The following is a 20,700-nucleotide window of genomic DNA, read 5'->3' as shown; positions in this document are numbered from 1 at the left end:
CCTACCTCATTATCATAATCAGAAACTTAAATGACTCTAGTAGATTGGCGACATGTTACGCCTCAGTACGACGAATATAGCGCTCAATTAGAGCAATTCCCTGACATCTCGCCTTTCCCATTTTCAGACATTCAACATAGATTCAACGATGCGCTAACCCGCTTTGTCCGCTTGTCCAACCTTTCGCGTGTTTTACTTGTCAACGCTCCGGACAATTCGATCTATCGTCAAATGATTGTTGAATCTTTAGTAACTGCTCTAGATGATCACACGTTACCAGTAATAAAAACTGAGTCTTTAAATGCTGTCTCTCTGTTTGACCAAGTTCAATCAAAAGACGGCCAAGTCGTTGCGACAAAGCCTGGCTTACTGGCTAGAGCGAACAATGGTTATCTGATTGTTTCAGCCAACTTGATTCTAGCAAACCCGGGAAGCTGGTTACTGCTTAAATCTGCACTTCTTGGTGAGGCCGTAGAACCCATCAGTAGCAACCCTGAACACTTAAACCAATCTCCATCTTTACCGCTTACCTACAATATTAAGTTGATTGTGGTTGGAGACCGAGCTCAACTCGGCGATCTTGATTACCTAGACAGTGATATTCAAACCGGTTTCTGCCTATTCAGTGAAATTGAACAAGACATAAAGCTAACAGAAGAGACGTTGACTCAATATCTTGGTTACCTTAAATGGCTCCAACAACGTTATGAACTGCCAAACATCACGCAACAGGCGGTGACAGGCATTCTTACTGCTGGAGCAAGAGAAACTGAAGACCAAAGCTATATACCGTTGTGCCCGATTTGGCACAATGCGTTATTGAACGAAGCTTTGATTGAAGCCGACCATGGTGAGATTGATGGTCACCATATTCAGCAAGCACAACAACACAAATACAACCGCGAATCGTACTTACCTGAACGTGCTCTTGATGATATTCGAGATGGCCAAGTTATTATCGAAACCGAGGGTGAACAAGTTGGACAAGTTAATGGTCTGACGGTTATCGATGTACCAGGACACCCAGTATCGTATGGTGAACCAGCCCGAATTTCATGTGTTATCCACTTTGGTGATGGTGATATTGCCGACGTTGAACGCAAAGCGGAACTCGGTGGTAACCTTCACGCCAAAGGTATGATGATCATGCAAGCATTTGTAAGCAGCGCGTTGAACCTTGAAGATCCGTTGCCCTATGCGGCTTCTGTTGTGTTTGAGCAATCATACTGCGAAGTTGATGGCGACAGTGCTTCTCTTGCTGAGCTTTGCTCTTTGGTCAGTGCTTTGTCGGAATACCCTATCAATCAACAAATAGCGGTAACTGGTGCTGTCGACCAATTCGGTCGTGTACAAGCAGTTGGTGGGCTAAACGAGAAAATCGAAGGCTTCTATCATGTGTGTAAACACAACGGGTTAACTGGCGAACAAGGTGTGATCCTTCCAAGATCTAACTTAAGACACCTTGCTCTGAAGCCAGACCTAATTGAAAGCATCAAAAACAAAGAATTCCATATTTGGTCTGTCTCTAATGTAGATGAAGCTATTCCTCTTATTATGAACAAACCATTTAGAGACGATGAACAAGAAAGCGTTCTGAGCAAAATTGCGGAACGTATTGAAAACTTTGAAAGACATGAGCACCCTATTGGAATTGTTGGACGCATTAAAAACTGGTTTGTCTAGTACTGATCGGACTTGTTTAGCGTACACCTGTTCACTAATATGCACCTATCAAAAATTGGAGTAATTGATAATGCAAAACAAACGTGATTCTTACACTCGCGAAGATCTTCTAGCATCAAGCCAAGGCGAACTATGGCCTGAAGGTCCTCAACTACCAGCACCGAACATGTTGATGATGGATCGCATCACTAAAATGTCTGAGACTGAAGGTGATTTCGGTAAAGGTTTGATTCTTGCTGAACTGGATATTACTCCTGACCTATGGTTCTTCGACTGTCACTTCCCTGGTGACCCAGTAATGCCTGGTTGTCTAGGACTTGATGCAATGTGGCAGCTTGTTGGCTTCTACCTTGGTTGGGTTGGCGGCAAAGGTAAAGGCCGTGCTTTAGGTGTAGGCGAAGTGAAATTCACTGGTCAAATTTTACCTACTGCGAAAAAAGTGACTTACGAAATCCACATGAAGCGTGTTGTTAACCGTCGCCTAGTTATGGGCCTTGCAGATGGTCGCGTACTTGTTGATGGCAAAGAGATTTATGTTGCTAAAGATTTGAAAGTTGGCCTTTTCCAAGATACGTCAGCATTCTAATCCAACTGTTTCGTTAGAATAACGCAGTTAGATTTTAATAAAGCAGCCATTGGCTGCTTTATTTTTACTCCAACATATTTAGTTATAGTGCACTTGGGTGTGCTGGTTAAACAAACTTTCTTGTCCCGAAACTGTACTGTATTAGTCCACCAGCAACTGTGTATTCCACTATAAGTATCAGTATCAGTATCAGTATCAGTATCAGTATCAGCTTAAAGTGTTGGCTCTCTGCGCTATTACATTTATTTTATCTAACTTATATACCCACTCAGAAACTAACAAGGCTCCAACTGCTGTACAACAATGGAGCCTTGATCTTTGAATATGTTCCGCCCTATCTATTTATAGAGACCTGATTGCTTATCACCTTTGGCGTCACGCCAACCACCTAACCAATAAGACCGAGAATCCATTTGGCTATATGGGCAAGCTTCTTGTGACCTACCGTTTATACCAGCTTTGTAGCCTTGAGATTGTGCTCGTTCTAGTCGATCACGCTTTTGTCTCTTCATAGTGCAGTCCTCATACGGGTGTTCTATTTACTAACATACAATGATTACAACTTTGCGGAGTTTTTGTGACTCCAACTTTAAGAATCGACCAGTTTTTCACTTTTCTCAAGGCGAAAAAAAAGCCCGAATTCAGAATTGTGAACTCGGGCTCAAGAGATGAAATTATTTAAATTTTCTACGGAACCCTAATAAGCCGAGTACAGTCAAAGCGAACCAACCTAAGCTACCGCCTTTACGATCGACCTTTGCTGTATCAGTACTACGAGCTTGGATATCACTCTTACCTTTACCTTCGATAGGAATCAATTTAACCGCAACAACCTCTTCTACTGCATTAGACGCAGCACCAGCACAGTATGAGTTGTGAGACGTTGTATCGTAGGCTCGTTCATCGTTACCTCTACCGTCTCCATTTGTATCGATCATACATTTTATAGCTGTTGCAGAGATAACACCCGCATCGTTGATACCTGAAGCATCAATGATTCGGAACTTGTTGTTCTCTCCAGCAACGTTGCCGTCGTTAGTTAGATCATCTAGAAACCAAGCTTTGTTCTGAAACAGATCAATTCTTGATGGGTCAGTACCCGTTGCTTGATATGGATAAATAAAGCCGCGGTGTCTACGCTCACTGCCATCAACTTCACGCGTTGTTTCTGCGTCAACTTGACCAACAATTTCATTGAAGTTGTTAACTGCTTTAGCTTCACCACTCGAACCAGCAAAGAAGATACCACCTGTTAGGTATGTCGCTGTTGGAGTCGCAGCTGAAGCATCAGTCACAACGAACATCTTACTTCCCGCGCTACCACTTTCAGGTACTCGACCATTACGCTTAGAGTTACCAATAACAAACAAGTTTTTGTTGATATCGGTCGCTACAGAGTTACTGTATTTGTAATCGTTAGACGAGTTAGAGTTGACCTTAGCCCCCTCAATTGATTTGGTCGTCCAAGTATTCGTGCTGTCAGCTAAGTCCAAAGATTTACTGATGAATACAGATGCATTCATATCTTGTAGATCGCCACTACCATCAACAGTGTTGTAACCTACGCCATAAAACTTGGTATCGGACTCGGCAATTGAACGCATGCTACCTTGAGCATAGTAATCGCCTTGTCTAGCAGTTCCACCACGAGTCCAATCGATTTGCTTGGTATTCGTACCATCCCAAATAGCAGCTTTTGAACTAAATACAGGATCCGGCGTTGACGTCTCCGTAATGGTTTCACTAGTAGACACACTACCTACATTGTAAACAGTACCATTACTTGCTTTGATAGCTTTCCATGCACGAGTCTCAGAAGATCCTGCAGGCCCATTTGGTGACGTTGTAAAGATTGCGTTATTACGAATGCTACCTTCTGATTTGATACCTAAAGGCTTAACTTCTGATGCGTCGTTCACATAAAGGGAGTTGATCACTGTATTGCGAGTATCGAGTATTGCCCCGCCTTCTATAAATGCCTTTGCATTTACATAACTCAGGTTGTTTCTTTCCTTAAACCAAGTATCTTCCCAGCGAGTTTTCGCCCAGCTTTCACATGTGGAATATCTTAGTTCACGGTTACAATAGTTTTTGAAGTCATCGAACTCTTGTAAATATTGGAAGACAGCATCCATAGCAAAAGGAACTTCTTCACGGTAACTAATGGCTTCAAGCGAATTACGAGTTTCACCTGCTAGCTTAAAGCTATCGCATGCGACACCACCGATAGTAGCGTTGGTAAAACAACTTTCAGTTCCGGCAACCGCCGCTGGTTGAATCGCGACACCAAACGTTTCAGAAGCTCCGACAATTGAGCTAGGAGTCGCGACTTCAACTACCTTGTACAGTGCAGCATTCGCGTTAGTTGCAGCCAAAACTAAGGCTGCAACTGTTGTTAATTTAAATTTATTACAAGTCATGATTACTTCTTAACTTTCCTGTTGTAGTGCCTCGAGCTCTTCCCAGCGCTCAAAAGCAACTTCAAGCTCCTGCTCTGCTGCAGATAGCTTATCTAATACTGGTTGTGTCTGCTCTACAGATTTTGAAAAGAAGCTAGGATCGTTGACTTCTTCCTGAAGAGTTTCAATTTGAGTTTCCAATTCTTCCAAACGCAAAGGTAGCGCTTCTAGTTCTCGTTGTAGCTTATACGATAACTTCTTAGCTTTAGCCTTAACTGGCGCAGTTTTGGGAGTTTCCTCAACTACTTTCTCTGGCTTTGATGGCTTTTCAACCTGTCGGTACTCTATAGCCTGCTTTCTTTGTTGCTGAGCATCGTGGTAACCACCAACAAATTCTTCAACAACGCCGTTGCCTTCAAAAATCCAACTTGTCATAACCGTGTTATCAACAAACTGTCGATCGTGGCTCACTAAAAGAAGCGTACCCTGATAGTTGGCAAGCAAATCTTCTAAAAGTTCCAAAGTTTCGATATCTAGATCGTTGGTTGGCTCATCGAGAATCAATAAGTTATTCGACTTAAGGAAAATACGAGCTAATAACAGGCGGTTTTTCTCACCACCAGACAGTGCCTTCACAGGAGTGCGAGCACGTTTTGGAGAGAACAAGAAATCTTGTAGGTAGCTAAGTGCATGGCGCTCACGGCCGCCTACTGTCACTTCTTGCTTACCATCCGCTAGATTGTCAATTACTGACTTCTCAGGGTCTAGGATTTCGCGGTATTGGTCGAAGTAAGCCACTTCAAGTTTAGTACCACAATGCAGACGGCCAGAATCAGGCTTCAGCTGATCAAGAAGCAGTTTAAGTACGGTACTCTTACCACAGCCATTAGGGCCGATCAGAGCAATACGATCACCACGCATAATATTGAAGCTGAAATCTTTAACAATCTCTTTGCCTTCAAAGCCAAAGTTAAGATTCTCTGCTTCGAATACAATCTTGCCTGAACGTTGACCATCATCGATCTGAATAACCGCTTTACCCTGCACTTCACGACGATTGATGCGCTCTTCACGCAACTTCTTAAGTGCACGTACACGGCCTTCGTTACGCGTTCGACGAGCTTTAATGCCCTGACGAATCCACACTTCTTCTTGAGCAAGCTTTTTATCGAATTCAGCGTTCTGCATCTCTTCGACACGTAACGCTTCTTCTTTCTCTAGTAAGTAGTTTTCGTAATCGCCAGGGAACGAGCTCAGCTTGCCGCGATCAAGATCAACAATGCGAGTTGCCATCGATTTGATGAAAGCACGGTCATGGGAGATAAAGATGATTGAACCACGGAAGTCTTTCAGGAAGCCTTCTAACCATTCGATTGTCGCAACATCTAGGTGGTTAGTCGGTTCGTCGAGTAGAAGCACGTCTGGGTCACATACAAGCGCACGAGCAAGCGCCGCTTTACGTTGCCAACCACCAGACAAATCCGTCAGTTTTGTTTCGGCAGTGAGTTTAAGCGCCGCCATTACGTTACTTACGCGATCTTCGAAGCGCCATGCGTTGGCATGATCCAACTGCTCTTGCACACGAGTAAGACGATTTAAGTTCTTTTCGCTAGGATCAGTACCAATGAGATCCAAAAGATCATGATAGATCTTCAGCTGTTCGCCGATTTCCGCTAGGCCACCAGCAACGTAATCATAAACGGTGCCTTCTTCGTTACGCGGTGGATCTTGCTCAAGGCGAGATACAACCACATCTTGTGTGATTTGCATCTTACCGTCGTCCATGATGATGTTCCCTGACAGGATTTTCATCAACGTAGACTTACCCGCGCCATTGCGCCCTACTAAACACACACGTTCGTTTTCTTGCAGTGCAAAGTCCGCACGATCTAATAACGGGTGATCGCCAAACGCTAATTGCCCGTTATGAATTGTAAGTAATGCCATTCTTTTTTAACCAATCATTAAGTTCTAACAAGCCAAATGGCCAGTTAAGCTCTGAGCTTTGAGAAAAGTCAGAGCTTTCAAATTTGAGCACCGGAATAGTGACCCCGTAACGGGAAAAGAGCTCATCATCAAATGCAATGTCGACAACGTTGACGTGATGGCTAATGTTTAACTGTTCCGTGAGTTTGAATGCCATCTCACATAGATGGCACCCTTCTGTACTGTAGAGAGTCAGCACGCTATATCCTTATACAATCTCTTAATTACTTATGTGTAATCAACCAGCAGTTATGGATGTGCTTATTGCGAGAGAAGTCCAATGGAAGCGTCTTAGCTGAGATATTCTGAGCTTTAAGACCTAACGCTTCCAGACCTTCTAGATCCATTTTGAAGTGACGTTTGTTGTTAGAGAACACAATCGTGCCTTCTTCACGAAGAAGACGCTTAAGGTTTTCCATCAACTGAATGTGATCACGTTGAACATCGAACGATTGATCCATACGCTTAGAGTTTGAGAACGTAGGTGGATCAATAAAGATCAGGTCGTAAGAACCCTGCTCTTTAACCAACCACTGTAAGCAGTCAGCTTGAACAAACTGATGTTGACGACCAACACGGCCATTAAGCTCCATGTTCTGTTTTGCCCACTCAAGGTAGGTATTCGACATATCAACCGTTGTTGTAGAGCGTGCGCCACCGACAGCAGCATGAACAGATGCACTGCCCGTATAAGCGAACAGGTTTAGGAAGTCTTTGCCTGCAGCCATCTCACCGATACGACGACGAGTGATCTTATGATCTAAGAACAAGCCTGTATCTAGGTAATCATGAAGATTAACAATCAGCTTAACGCCGTATTCGTTCACTTCTAGGTTAGATGAGTCTTGAGCCATCTTCTGGTATTGAGAACGACCTTTCTGCTTCTGACGAACCTTGAGAACCACGTTGTTTGCTTCAACGCCTGTTACTTGAATAGAAGCACGGATAATATCGGTTAAGCGACGTTTCGCCTTCTCTTCCGGTACATCTTTAGGCGCTGCGTATTCTTGAATCACAAGGTGACCTGGGTATACGTCAATCGCTACATTGTATTCTGGTAAGTCCGCATCGTAGATACGGTAACAATCTAGTTGCTCTTTCTTAGCCCACTTGCCAATTTTACCGATGTTCTTTTTAAGACGGTTTGCGAAGTCTGGAGCAATAAGTTGCTCTTGTTCACCCGTTGGACGCTCTGACATCGGACGATCTGAAATTGAGTAGTTCTTTTGGTGACACGGTAACGCACCGTTGTTCAATTTGAACTGTTTGTCTGCACGCATACGTAAGCAGCTAAGCAGTTCGTCAGAACTAGAGAAGATAGACGCGTTACAACCGCCAAATTCCGCTTTAAGTTGTGCACCGAATGCCGTGTAAAGTGCAATCAAACCCGGCTCTGTGCCAAGACGCTCACCATAAGGTGGGTTAGAAACAATCACACCATCAGCAAACTCTGTAGGACGCTTAAGCTTTGCAGCATCGCCTACTTCGAATTCAATCAGCTCTTCAACACCAGCACGACGAGCATTGTCACGCGCTGTTTTGATCATGCGCTCGTCATTGTCGTAGCCATAGAACTTACACTCTACTTTCTTAACGCCACGACGACCTTGAACGTTCGCTTCAGCTTTCACTTCAGCCCACAGTTCTGGTTCAAAATCTTCTAGTGATTCAAAACACCACTTCTGGCGTTTAACACCTGGAGCCATGTTCGCAGCCATCATTGCCGCTTCAATCACTAACGTACCTGAACCACACATTGGGTCTAGGAAAGGCTTAGTCGCATCCCAGCCACTACGAAGAAGAATCGCAGCAGCAAGGGTTTCACGCAATGGTGCTCGGCCTGATTCTGGACGGTAACCACGTTGGTGAAGACCGCTACCTACCATATCAACACCAAGAATCGCTTTATCACGATGTAGACGAACGTGAATACGAATATCTGGATTTTCTTTGCTGATAGACGGACGAGGCAAAGACTTTTTCTCAAAGCTATCAACAACGGCATCTTTTACTTTCATCGCACCGTATTGGCTATTACGGATTTCGTTGTTTGTACCGTTAAAGTCAACAACAAAACGCTTAGAGCTATGGAATTGATTTACCCAGTTAACCGCGGTGGTTGATAGGTACAAATCCATGTCGTCCATACAAGTGAATTCAGAAAGGACACGTACAAATCTAGAAGCCAAACGACTCCATAAACAACAACGATAAATTTGCTCATTGGTCGCTTTGAATTTAACACCTGCTTGAACAGGTTTTGCATTTGTAATCCCTAGTTGGGTTAGTTCTTCAACTAATAAATTCTCAAGGCCGTTTGAGGTAACCGCTAGATATTGATTCATAGTGTTCTTTTATTGATAAAAATTAGCTCGATTATACCTGAATTTGTTATTAGAGCATCACACTAAACTTGTCTTTTCATTGAATCTTTCGACTAACTGGCTAGCAAACACACAGTCATGAAGCGATCGCTTACCCACATCCCCTTAGAACATAAGACTTATCGAATCAGCACAATTTATGACCAAACATCGACCAATGCGGCGGTGTGAATTTATATTCACCCTAAAATTGGTATATACCAGAGTTAATTTAAGACTGAAAGTTAGCTACAAAAGCACAAAAACAGGGAATAAAGGGAGGTGATTTACACTTCTGGCGATGAAAATAGGCAGAAACTAAGATGAAAAAACAGTCACAAGTTCACTAATTAAATAGTTAAGCGGTGATGTATTTATCTGGATGAGGTTTTTTAGGCACAAAAAAATCGGCTATTGAGCCGATTCTAAGGAAGGTTTGATAGGTTTATGCGTTGCAATGTGTGTTAGAAATGATGAACTAAACTGGGGAATTAACCGACCATTGCAATATGTGTATGGTGAAAATGAAGAATAGAGTTCGCGTCTACCATCCTATCGTGCATCACTTTAATCGAGTCTCCAAAGCTTAACCCTTTTGAAGGTGTGAGCAGAAACTCCTCTAAGTCGACAAATGCACATAGGCTCGCACACTCTCCCACTTCCAATACAATGAAGTAACCTAGGCTATGCTCGTTATTCATTTGTACGATATCCCCTTCTTGAGGAGATTCGTGGCCAGCGCCTTGTGAATCGAAGAACCAGCTTTTAGGCTGTACTGGCTTGTGGAAGCGCTTTGCTGCCACACAATATAGTGCGAGTTCAGCTTGGCGAGGCTCAGACAGTTCTAAGCCAGAAATTTGTTCTTTGAAGGTTTGGTATGAAGATGCGTCATCAACGGTGAATTCATTATCTCTAAACGCGCAGTCCACCAGCTTATTGCGGACCAGATTCGTTTTGAAAATCATATCCTCTCCGAGGTTTAGCATTAATGAACATTGCTGCTCATCGTAATACCAACTCCATGTATCGCTAGGTTTAAGCATCATTTCGTCTCACACTGTTGAACCATTCCATTAGGTAAAACGCAAAATTACCTTCAATTACAGTAATTTTACTGAGCAATAGGTAAAAAAAAAGAGGAAATGAATTCCTCTTTCTTATCGCTTCTCTCTACAACTCAGTGAGTTACAGTGTCTCTTTTAGTAAGACGATGCCAAATTATAGCTTTCCTAAAATAACCAAATCTTTTTGATAACTCTGTTTATAAAAGCTCTGGGTTTATAAAAGATCTGGTTTTCGGGGACTATAAATTTTTAACGATGTCGCCTACAAGACCAGGGCCTTTGTAGATGAAACCAGAGTAAACTTGTACAAGCTTCGCGCCTGCCATCATTTTCTCTTTCGCAGCGACGTAAGAGTCAACGCCACCTACCCCGATGATCGGTAATTGGTCACCCAACTCTTCGTGAAGTTTACGAACCACTTCAGTACTGCGAGATTGAACTGGACGTCCACTTAGGCCACCCGCTTCATCGCAATGTTTCATGCCTTCAACGATTGAACGATCCAATGTTGTGTTTGTTGCGATCACACCATCGATCTTATTTTTGATCAATGATTCACAAATTTGGCTAATTTCGTCATCACTTAGATCCGGAGCAATCTTAAGAGCAAGAGGAACATATTTACCATGCTTCTCTTCTAGTTCAGATTGTTTCGTTTTAAGTTCAGACAATAGATCGTCTAGAGCTTCGCCGTATTGTAGAGAACGAAGTCCTGGAGTATTTGGTGAAGAGATGTTCACAGCAATGTAACCAGCGTATTGATATACCTTCTCCATACAGATCAAGTAATCTTCAGCGCCCTTTTCAATTGGTGTGTCTTTGTTCTTACCGATGTTGATACCTAAGATGCCGTCGTAGTTCGACTTCTTAACGTTCTCAATAAGGTTGTCGACGCCTAAGTTATTGAACCCCATGCGGTTGATGATACCTTCAGCTTCAACAAGACGGAACAGACGTGGTTTGTCATTACCGGCTTGTGGACGAGGAGTTACCGTTCCTACTTCAACGAAACCAAAACCCATTGCGCCAAATGCATCAATACATTCGCCGTTTTTATCTAGGCCAGCCGCTAGGCCAACTGGGTTTTTAAAAGTAAGACCCATGCATTCTACAGGTCGATTAGGTAATTGTTGGCGATACAAAAGATCAATAGGAGTGCCTGTGAAGCGTTTGAAATTTTGAATTGCAAGATCATGTGCCTTTTCGGCATCAAGTTGGAAAAAGCCAGTTCTGGCTAGACGGTAGAGCATTGTGCCTCCGATAGAAAAAAGCCCCGTGTAAACGGGGCGATATTATTTACTTATTTACTCAACTATTCAATCTATTACTGTCTGTAAGGGTAAGATAATCGAGTTTGTTAGCGAATGAGGTTCTTTATTAAGCAAACGTTATCGTTTCTGCAGTCAGTTTACTCATTTCTAGTCTCTACCATATTACAGCCACCCACTCTTTTAACAACAAGCAAGGTGTCCACGAAGTGGGTCCGTTGAAAGAAGTGGGTCCGTCAAAAATCGTCAGATCGATTGATGCCACTTTATAGAAACGAAAAAGGCAGACCTTATGGCCTGCCCTTGTGTCTTTCGTTTTATCTAATCACTAATCTGTCGACATGCAGTTTAGATTCAATAACATCAATTCACGCAGTGCTACTGAGAACTTGGCAAACTCATGAACCGAACCCACTTTGAATTCGTTCAAGATGCTTTCCCAACGATGTAGAGAAACAGAGTTACTTTCCATCCAATCATCAAGCGCTTTAATCACATCGATGTCTGAAGCACAACCACAGTTGAGCACTTGCCCAGTTAGCTGACGTTGCTGCCAATCCAGATCTTCTCTGAATGCTGCACGTGCCAGCGCTTGCCAGTTGTTATCTACAGCTTGACCATTGATTTGCTTCAAGAACCAGTGCAGAGACAAACGGTCGCCAAGGTTGAAGTAAAGCTTAGACGCTTGTTGTACTGTTTTACCTGTCTCACGAGCCACTGTGGATATATCCAGTGCTGAGTACAAGCTAGACAAACGCGCAACTGAATTAGCCAACTCAGCGTTTACGCCTTGGTCAATCCATAACTGTGCCATTGCGTTATGCTCTTCTACTTCAGAAGCCACTAGGTTTTCATCCAGTTTCTCTGTGATAGTAAGAACATCGCCTTGGTAAAGTTCAATCAATGCTTTCACTGACTGTTTTCCGGTACGGTTTCTTAGCAACCAACGAGCCAAACGACGAAGTGTACGACGAACATGGTAGATCAATTCATATTGAGCTTCAGAACTTGAAACATTGTCCAGTTCACGGATGCTCTTCAGAACTTTGCCAAGACCGTAGATTTCACGTGTTGCCGCGTAAGCATTGGCAATATCAACAATATTTGCGCCCGTCTCTTCTTGCAGACGAGTAACGAAGTTACAACCCATCTCGTTAACCATTTGGTTAGCCAGTGCCGTCGCAATGATTTCAGAACGTAGTGGATGATTATCCATGTGCTGAGAGTAGTTACGACGTAACGCTGTTGGGAAGTATTGCATAAGCTGTTGAGCATGGAATTCATCATTAGCGATATCATCACTAACAAGATCTTCTTTAAGCACCATTTTACCGTAAGCGACAAGTACAGAAAGCTCAGGTCTTGTTAGGCCTTGGCCCTGCTTTTCACGCTCAAGCAATGTTTCGTCATCTGGGATGTATTCCAAACCACGATCCAAGTACCCTGCTTTTTCCATTGTATGAATAAAGCGGATTTGCTCTTTTACTAAGCCAACACCTTGATGCTCAGTAACCGAAATAGACTCAGCTTGGCAATATGCGTCGTCTAGAACGATTTCGCCAACTTCATCTTCCATCGATTCAAGTACTTGGTTACGTTGCTTAACGGTTAGATCACCATTAGACACCAAACCATTCAAGAAGATCTTAATGTTAACTTCATTATCCGAACAGTCAACACCACCAACGTTATCAACGAAGTCAGTATTAACGCGGCCACCCGTCAGTGCGTATTCAATACGACCCAGTTGAGTCATACCCAAGTTACCGCCTTCACCAACAACTTTAGCTTTTAGGTCACGGCCATCGATACGCAGCACGTCATTTGCACGGTCACCAACATCTGTATGAGTCTCGTTTGAAGACTTAACGTAAGTACCGATACCGCCATTCCAAAGAAGATCAACCTGCATAGACAAGATCGCTTTGATCAAGTCATTTGGTGCCATTGATGCTTTCTTAGTACCCAGCATTTTCTGAATTTCAGGCGTCAAAGAGATAGACTTCGCTCGACGAGAGAAGATGCCACCACCTTGAGAAATCAGGTCTTTGTTGTAATCTTCCCAGCTTGAGCGAGGAAGATTAAACAAGCGCTCACGCTCTACCCAGCTTGATGCTGATTCTGGATTCGGGTCGATGAAAATATGCATGTGGTTAAACGCAGCTTGCATACGAATATGCTTAGACAACAGCATGCCGTTACCAAATACATCGCCCGCCATATCACCTACACCGATAGCGGTAAAGTCCGTTGTTTGACAGTTGATGCCCATTTCACGGAAGTGACGTTTAACAGATTCCCAGCCACCTTTCGCCGTGATACCCATGGCTTTATGGTCATAACCGTTAGAGCCACCAGAGGCAAATGCATCGCCTAACCAGAAATTGTATTCAGCAGATACTGAGTTTGCTAGATCTGAGAACGTTGCGGTACCTTTATCAGCGGCAACAACCAAATACGGATCATCTTCATCGTGACGAACAACACTCTTAGGTGGAATAACCTCACCTTCAATGATGTTGTCTGATACGTCTAGTAATGCACGGATGAAGCGCTTGTAACAACGTTGACCTTCAGCGAAAATTTCATCACGGCCAGACATAGTGTGCTGACGCTTACAAACGAAACCACCTTTTGCACCAACCGGTACAATTACTGTGTTCTTAACTTGTTGTGCTTTAACTAAGCCTAGAATCTCAGTACGGAAATCCTCTTGACGGTCTGACCAACGTAAACCACCACGTGCTACTTTACCGCCACGTAGATGCACACCTTCAATGTCTGGTGCGTAAACGAATATCTCAAACGCAGGAACCGGCGCTGGGATATCTGGGATCTCGCTTGGTCTCATTTTAAGAGCCAACCAAGGTTTAGACTGTTTGTTGTCGTCTAACTGGTAGTAGTTAGTACGAAGCGTTGCTGTGATCATTTCCATGTAGCGACGAATGATACGATCATCATCCAAGCTTTCTACATGATCCAACTGTTCAGTGATCTTCTTGATAAGATCTTGTTGGCCTTTCGCGCTGCCCTTTAATTTAGGATCAAAACGCTTGCCGAATAAGCTCACTAACCCTTTCGCTAGATCTGGGTAATGAGACAATGTGTCTTCAATGTATTGTTGGCTAAATGGGAAACCAACTTGGCGCATGTAACGCGCATACGCACGTAAGATTGAGATTTCACGGCCAGAAAGAGCAGCACCCAATACCAAGCGGTTAAAACCATCGCTGTCTAATTCACCTTCCCAAATCGCAGCAAAGGCTTGTTGGAATAGATCGCGTGCTTCACGAAGATCAATCGTCTTGTCACTCTTATGCAGCATCGAGAAATCAAGGATCCAATAAGTCACCCCATTGGTCTTGCGTACTTCATAAGGTGATTCACCAATAACGCGCAGGCCAAAATTTTCAAGCATTGGCATAACATCAGACAGGTGAATCGGCTCATCACTGTGGTAGAACAGCTTCAAACGAACAGCTTTAGAGTCTGCCGCCTCTTCTTGAGGACGGTAGAAAAGCATGCCCAGTTTGTTGTCTTCACTTAGTGCTTCTAAACGCTCGATATCTGCAACCGCAGAACCAGGCATCATGTCTTCTTTGTACGAACGTGGGAATGCACGCATGTACTCTTTCGATAACGGAAGACCTTTGCTCTCACCGAAGTTAGCAACGATTGATTCAGACAGGCGGTCATCCCACGTAGACGATACTTCCATTAAATTTTGCTCAATTGTTTTCACGTCCACATCCATGTTGTTGTTATCAACACGAACAATATAGTGCGTTCTCGCCAGTGGGCTTTCAGAGAAGTATGTCGTGAATTCGACCTCTTCTTCGCAACCGAAATACTGCTTCAAGATGCGTTGGGTTTGACGACGAAGTTCGGTGTTGTAACGATCTTTAGTAACGTAAACCATGCAGCTAAAGAAACGGCCAAACGGGTCTTTGCGAACAAACAAACGCAGAAGATCGCGATCTTGCATTTGAACTACGCCAGTACCGACTTCTAGCAATTCTTCTTCACGAGCTTGAAGCAGTTCATCTCGCGGGTAGTTTTCTAAAATGTTGTGCAGAGCTTTGTAAGAGTATGAACCTTCACGGTAACCACTCGCGTCTAAGATGCGCTCTACTTTCTCGCGAACAAGAGGAATCGTTTCAACGGTTTGGTTATAAACGGCAGAGGTGTAAAGACCAGTAAAGCGGTGTTCACCAATGACCTTACCGTTCTTATCGAACTTCTTAATACCAATGTAATCATTGTAAGCTGGTCGGTGAATGCGCGAAGCCGTATTGCCCTTGGTTACGATAAGTACATACGGCTTTTTGGCTTCAAGACGTGCCGAATCAGAAAACTCAGACAGCTTAACGTTACGCACACGATCTGAATTCGCAAACAAACCAAGACCTTGCTCCTTGGTCGGTTGTAGTTCTGTGTCGCCATTTACAGAAACAAGGTCATATTCCTTGTAACCCATAAACGTAAAGTTGTGCTCGCCTAACCAACGAAGAAACGCCAACGTCTCATCAAAACGTTGACCGTCTACAGGAATGCTTTCTTTTTGCTTTTCAACTTGATTCGTTACTTCCTCAAGTTTTTCAACCATCTTCAGCCAATCGTTCACTACTAAACCAGTATCGGTAAAGATATCCAGTAGTTCCGTTTTGAGCGCTGTCATTTCAGCTTTGCTGCTAAGACGGTCTACTTCGATATGGAAAAGCGATTGGAATGCACCTTCGTTATTGCTAACGCCGACAACACTGCCCTTATCAGAGCGAGAGATTTGTGTTGGATTGTGAAGCATAAGGTGAGAAGAAAGGTCTAGGCGAGTCAGCGCCATTTTTACAGAGTCTACAAGGAATGGGCTATCTGGTACGACTATCTCTACGATAGTGTGAGTAGATTGCCAACCTTGACGACTTACTGTCGGGTTAAAAACACGAACAGAGATTTGGTCAGCTTTCTTTTCATTGATGTGATGCCATAAGCTAACTACAGCACCGTATAAATCGGATTCGTTTCTCTGAGTTAGATCGTCGTGAGAAACGTTACTAAACAAGTGTTGAGCAAGTTGAGTTACGAGAGGTCGATGAGCAAGGTCAAGTTTGTCTTGAATCAGTTTGTAAACTTTTTCAAGTAAAACTGGAACCACAGTTTCACGTGCGGTCATAGTCACACTCCACAATTAGAATTTTATTTTATTATTAGGGGGCTTACTTAAGCTAGCGTTTGAATGAAGCCTTCAAGGCCAGTTCTACTAACGAGTTAAGCAAAGGTAATGCATTCATTTATTGTAAAAGCATTATTGATAAATGGTTAATTGTTTTAGAGGTGGTAAGAGGTGAAATGTTTGATTATGTGATTAAGATTCCCTTTAACTCACTAGGTACGCCAAGCTTTACAGAGCTTCCAACTTAATAAACTTATTTTTTTGGTCAGTTGTTAACCTAAACTGCCCTCTAACCCCTATTTGTGTAAGAAATGGTCTGAAGCGAGTTGCAGGTAGCTGTAAGCGTAACCCTGTTGTTGTTATCACTTGAACTTTACTTGCGGCACCCGAGTAGCTAGCCAAAAACTGCTGATATGAGATGTTAAGTTGGAAAATATAGCGATTCATACGATACCTGTATAAACATACAGTGCCGGTGTTTTTGGCACTTAACGATGTCTGAAAGTGAAACTGAGCTTGAAACTGCTCTAGCTTATCGAAAATTCGATAAACCAGAAACAAAAAATCAGTGGCAGATATTCTCTACCACTGATGACTTTTCGTTACTAGTAAACTGTTTATTAGCAAAACCTCTTATGATAAATCAGTTACCTGAATAAGCGGCTGACTTAAGCCTCTAGTGCTTTTGCCACTTTCTCGAATAAGTCTTTTGCAAGGTTGTCCATGTTCTTCAGCGTCTCAAGTTCTTTTTTGATTAGAGCTTGGCGTTCATCATCGTACTTACGGAACTTAAGTAGCGGGTCAATCAAACGTGAAGCCACTTGCGGGTTGCTGCTGTTCAGTTCACGTAGGATCTCGCCCGCAAACGCATAACCTTGTCCTGACTTGGCGTGGAATTGAACCGGGTTCATGTTTAAGAACGAACCTACCAAGTTACGAGTACGGTTCGGGTTCTTCAAGCTGAACGCTTGGTGCGACATCGACGCTTTAATCACTTCAAGTGCATTAGAACTTGGGTTTGAACCTTGCAATGCAAACCACTTATCCATGACAAGACCATCGTGTTTCCACTTGTCGCTGTAATCCGCCATCAAGGTTTCACGACATGGTAGTTGCGCACTGTTCGCCGCGCCCATTGCAGCCATTGTATCTGTCATGTTGTTTGCTTGTTGGTACATAGCAACAACCAAGTCATTACCCTTTTCAGTATGCGCTAAGTAACTTAGACAAACTTTACGTAGAGTACGCTTACCAATCGAATCGTGATCGATCGTGTATTCTGTTAGTGCATGGCTGTGATAAACCGCCGCTAACTCGTCTTCCAGTTCTGCAGCTAGTGTTACTTTCATTGAGTTAAGAACAGATGCGACCGCATCAATATCAACGCGCTCATACCAACCCGACACTTCGTTATGGCTCGGTAGAGAAAGCATTTCTGCAATAAACGCAGGTTCTAGTGAATCACTAAGCAGTACCCCGCGGAATGCATCAACAACAGAAGCAGAAAGTTCAAACTTTTGACCTTGTTGAACGTTATCTACGTTGCTACGGATGTATTTCGCTAGCAGCATTTGTCCCGCATCCCAACGAGAGAACTCATTGCGAGCATTCACCATCAGGAAGATCAGCTCTTCATCTGAGTAATCGTATTCCAATTTCACTGGCGCAGAGAATTCACGAAGTAGCGATGGGATCGGTTGCTCTGAAACGTTTTCAAACACAAACGTTTGTTCCGCTTCTTTCACATCAAGTACATTGTGAACTGGCTGACCGTTACATTGTAACCCAATCACTTCACCCGACGCTGTGTATAGCTCGATGTCTAGAGGAATATGCAGAGCTTGCTTTTCCGTTTGCTCATGAGTTGGAGCCGTTACTTGGCGAGTTGTTAACGTGTACTCTTTTTTGTCTGCGTCGTAGTGACTTTCAACAGAAAGCGTCGGCGTACCAGATTGGCTGTACCATAAACGGAACTGAGACAGGTCAACGCCCGACGCATCTTCCATTGCAGCAACGAAATCTTCGCAAGTTGCAGCGGTACCATCGTGACGTTCAAAGTAAAGCTTCATGCCTTTTTGGAAACCTTCCTCACCCAACAATGTGTGGATCATTCGGATCACTTCACTGCCCTTTTCGTATACAGTCAATGTGTAGAAGTTGTTCATTTCTATCACTTTTTCAGGGCGAATTGGGTGAGACATTGGACTTGCATCTTCAGCGAATTGTGGCCCGCGAATAATACGAACATTGTTGATTCGGTTTACTGCGCGAGAACCAAGATCAGATGAGAACTCTTGGTCACGGAATACGGTTAAGCCTTCTTTCAAGCTTAGTTGGAACCAATCGCGACATGTCACTCGGTTACCGGTCCAGTTATGGAAATATTCATGACCGATTACCGCTTCGATGCCTAGGTAGTCGGTGTCGGTTGCTGTTTGGTCGTTCGCTAAAACAAACTTAGAGTTAAATACGTTCAGACCTTTGTTTTCCATCGCGCCCATGTTGAAGAAATCAACAGCTACGATCATGTAGATGTCTAAGTCATACTCAAGATTGAAACGCTCTTCGTCCCACTTCATTGAGTTAATCAAAGAAACCATCGCGTGGTTTGCGCGGTCTAGATTGCCTTTGTCGACAAAGATTTCTAGGTCAACTTTGCGGCCTGATTGTGTGGTGTAAGCGTCACGAAGTACATCAAAGTCACCGGCAACAAGAGCAAACAAGTAAGCAGGTTTTGGATGTGGGTCTTGCCACTTAACCCAGTGACGACCATTTTCAGCATCACCTTCATCTATACGGTTACCATTACTAAGTAAGAATGGATTTTCTGCTTTGTCTGCGATTACCGTTGTGGTGAATTTTGCCAATACATCAGGGCGGTCCATGTAGTAAGTAATACGACGGAAACCTTCAGCTTCACACTGAGTACAGAATGCGCCACCCGACTTATACAAACCTTCAAGTGCACTATTCCCTTCAGGATTAACTTCCGTCACGATCGTGAGTGTGAAATCTTTCGGTAGTCCGCTCAGTGTCAGTTGAGTTTCAGATTGCTCGAATTGCGTCCACTCTTGACCCTCAACTAAAACAGAAACCAACGTCAAACCTTCACCATCAAGTACTAAGGTCGAACTATCTTTCTCTTGCTTAACACTAGACACCGCCGTAATGATGGACGCTGAATCGTACAAATCGAAAGTAAGATCGATTTGAGAAATAGTGTGAGATGGTGATTGATAATCTTTACGATACTTGGCTTGAGGTGTATGTGCCATGACGGGTTCCTTTTGATCGTTATACGTAATTGTATTTTAACTGTATATATCTAAAGGTTGAGGGCCAAGAACACAAGGGGAATATTGAAAAAAGGAGGCATTGTAGTAAAACGCCTCCATGTTTTGCTATTTTATCAACCAAATAAGAAAGGAACGGCTAATAAATGAACTGTGAGCCATATTATCAACAAACCTGACTTTGCGCATCCAACCCGTCATTATCGAATACGATTGAGTACTGCAAACATGTCGCCTTCTTCACCTTGAAGCGTCAAGACGTCGCTGTTTAATGTGTAACGAGTGCCGTGCTCGCCATTTTCATACAGAAGCACCAATTGATCGCCTTCTGTGTAATACACCCCACGACGAACAACCTCACTCCCCACTTCATCGGACACTCTGAACATAAATACAAAGTCAGGTTGAAGCACTAAATCCATTTTTTGAATGTTACTCGCGCGCAGGTCGCTACCTGAAAGCTCAGCACTCGACCAAATACCTGCCAGTGCATTCGGTAAGGCTTTGGTAAACATGACACCGTTGAGGTTCAACATATTATGGTTACTGCTATAGGCGTAAACTTGAGGTTCAGAGGTGTTTAAACCCAAAATAATGGTATCTTCATTGGCATTATACAAGCCTTCCCAATGGTCGACACTGTAGTCTTTCTTTTGAATATCAATGGAGAATGAATAATTTGAATCAAGGGTTAGCTTTATCGCTCTAAAATTTTCAGTACCTTGTTCAGGATCTGGGTTCATCAAATACCAATCACCAAGCAGTAAAGGAAGGTCAAAATGAGATAGATTGCTGTCACTTTTTGATTGCTGCTCGCTTGAAGCGACCTCACTCCCAAAAGCAACAAAACTTAAACAAGATAAAAATAGTAAAATCCATTTCATGCGC

Annotated in this window: 13 protein-coding genes; 2 read left to right on the top strand and 11 right to left on the bottom strand. The window is 43.3% G+C overall.

Annotated elements, in window-relative coordinates:
• Positions 1–30: 30 nt before the first annotated feature.
• Together OCV30_RS07170 and fabA are read left to right on the top strand one after the other, a co-directional pair.
• Positions 31–1,683: an AAA family ATPase gene (locus tag OCV30_RS07170; RefSeq protein ID WP_017099300.1), complete on the top strand. Its 1,653-nt coding sequence runs from the start codon at positions 31–33 to the stop codon at positions 1,681–1,683.
• Positions 1,684–1,753: 70 nt separating this feature from the next.
• Complete coding sequence (gene fabA, locus OCV30_RS07165; protein WP_010440782.1) at positions 1,754–2,269, top strand: bifunctional 3-hydroxydecanoyl-ACP dehydratase/trans-2-decenoyl-ACP isomerase; 516 nt, start codon at positions 1,754–1,756, stop codon at positions 2,267–2,269.
• Positions 2,270–2,607: 338 nt separating this feature from the next.
• On the opposite strand, the gene rmf is transcribed toward fabA, so the two are convergent.
• The 11 genes from rmf to OCV30_RS07110 form a co-directional block, all read right to left on the bottom strand.
• Positions 2,608–2,781, bottom strand: coding sequence for a ribosome modulation factor (rmf, locus tag OCV30_RS07160; protein WP_009846667.1), 174 nt, complete (start codon positions 2,779–2,781; stop codon positions 2,608–2,610).
• A gap of 162 nt (positions 2,782–2,943) precedes the next feature.
• Complete coding sequence (locus OCV30_RS07155; protein ID WP_065678356.1) at positions 2,944–4,689, bottom strand: DUF3466 family protein; 1,746 nt, start codon at positions 4,687–4,689, stop codon at positions 2,944–2,946.
• Between the two features lie 9 nt (positions 4,690–4,698).
• Entirely contained in the window at positions 4,699–6,615 is a 1,917-nt protein-coding gene (locus tag OCV30_RS07150) for an ABC transporter ATP-binding protein (protein WP_009846664.1), read from the bottom strand.
• Entirely contained in the window at positions 6,593–6,811 is a 219-nt protein-coding gene (locus OCV30_RS07145) for a glutaredoxin family protein (RefSeq protein WP_009846663.1), read from the bottom strand. Before OCV30_RS07145 ends, OCV30_RS07150 begins: the two co-directional genes overlap by 23 nt.
• 67 nt (positions 6,812–6,878) lie before the next feature.
• Complete coding sequence (rlmKL, locus tag OCV30_RS07140; protein WP_065678355.1) at positions 6,879–8,999, bottom strand: bifunctional 23S rRNA (guanine(2069)-N(7))-methyltransferase RlmK/23S rRNA (guanine(2445)-N(2))-methyltransferase RlmL; 2,121 nt, start codon at positions 8,997–8,999, stop codon at positions 6,879–6,881.
• Positions 9,000–9,508: 509 nt separating this feature from the next.
• Entirely contained in the window at positions 9,509–10,063 is a 555-nt protein-coding gene (locus OCV30_RS07135; protein ID WP_017099303.1) for a cell division protein ZapC, read from the bottom strand.
• Between the two features lie 257 nt (positions 10,064–10,320).
• A complete protein-coding gene (pyrD, locus tag OCV30_RS07130) occupies positions 10,321–11,331 on the bottom strand; it encodes a quinone-dependent dihydroorotate dehydrogenase (protein ID WP_017099304.1) in 1,011 nt (336 codons plus the stop codon).
• 346 nt (positions 11,332–11,677) lie between these two features.
• Positions 11,678–16,519 (bottom strand): NAD-glutamate dehydrogenase, encoded by a 4,842-nt coding sequence (locus OCV30_RS07125; protein WP_012603883.1) that lies wholly within the window; start codon positions 16,517–16,519, stop codon positions 11,678–11,680.
• 228 nt (positions 16,520–16,747) lie between these two features.
• Positions 16,748–16,966 (bottom strand): DUF2835 domain-containing protein, encoded by a 219-nt coding sequence (locus OCV30_RS07120; protein WP_004733645.1) that lies wholly within the window; start codon positions 16,964–16,966, stop codon positions 16,748–16,750.
• Between the two features lie 221 nt (positions 16,967–17,187).
• Positions 17,188–19,794 (bottom strand): aminopeptidase N, encoded by a 2,607-nt coding sequence (gene pepN / locus OCV30_RS07115; RefSeq protein ID WP_065678353.1) that lies wholly within the window; start codon positions 19,792–19,794, stop codon positions 17,188–17,190.
• Positions 19,795–20,012: 218 nt separating this feature from the next.
• A complete protein-coding gene (locus OCV30_RS07110; RefSeq protein ID WP_012603881.1) occupies positions 20,013–20,696 on the bottom strand; it encodes a hypothetical protein in 684 nt (227 codons plus the stop codon).
• Positions 20,697–20,700: the final 4 nt, after the last annotated feature.

It is taken from the genome of Vibrio atlanticus (genome assembly GCF_024347315.1).
Taxonomy (GTDB): domain Bacteria; phylum Pseudomonadota; class Gammaproteobacteria; order Enterobacterales; family Vibrionaceae; genus Vibrio; species Vibrio atlanticus.
The sequence above is the reverse complement of the archived record's forward strand: the minus strand, read 5'-3'. Positions and strand labels throughout refer to the sequence as shown.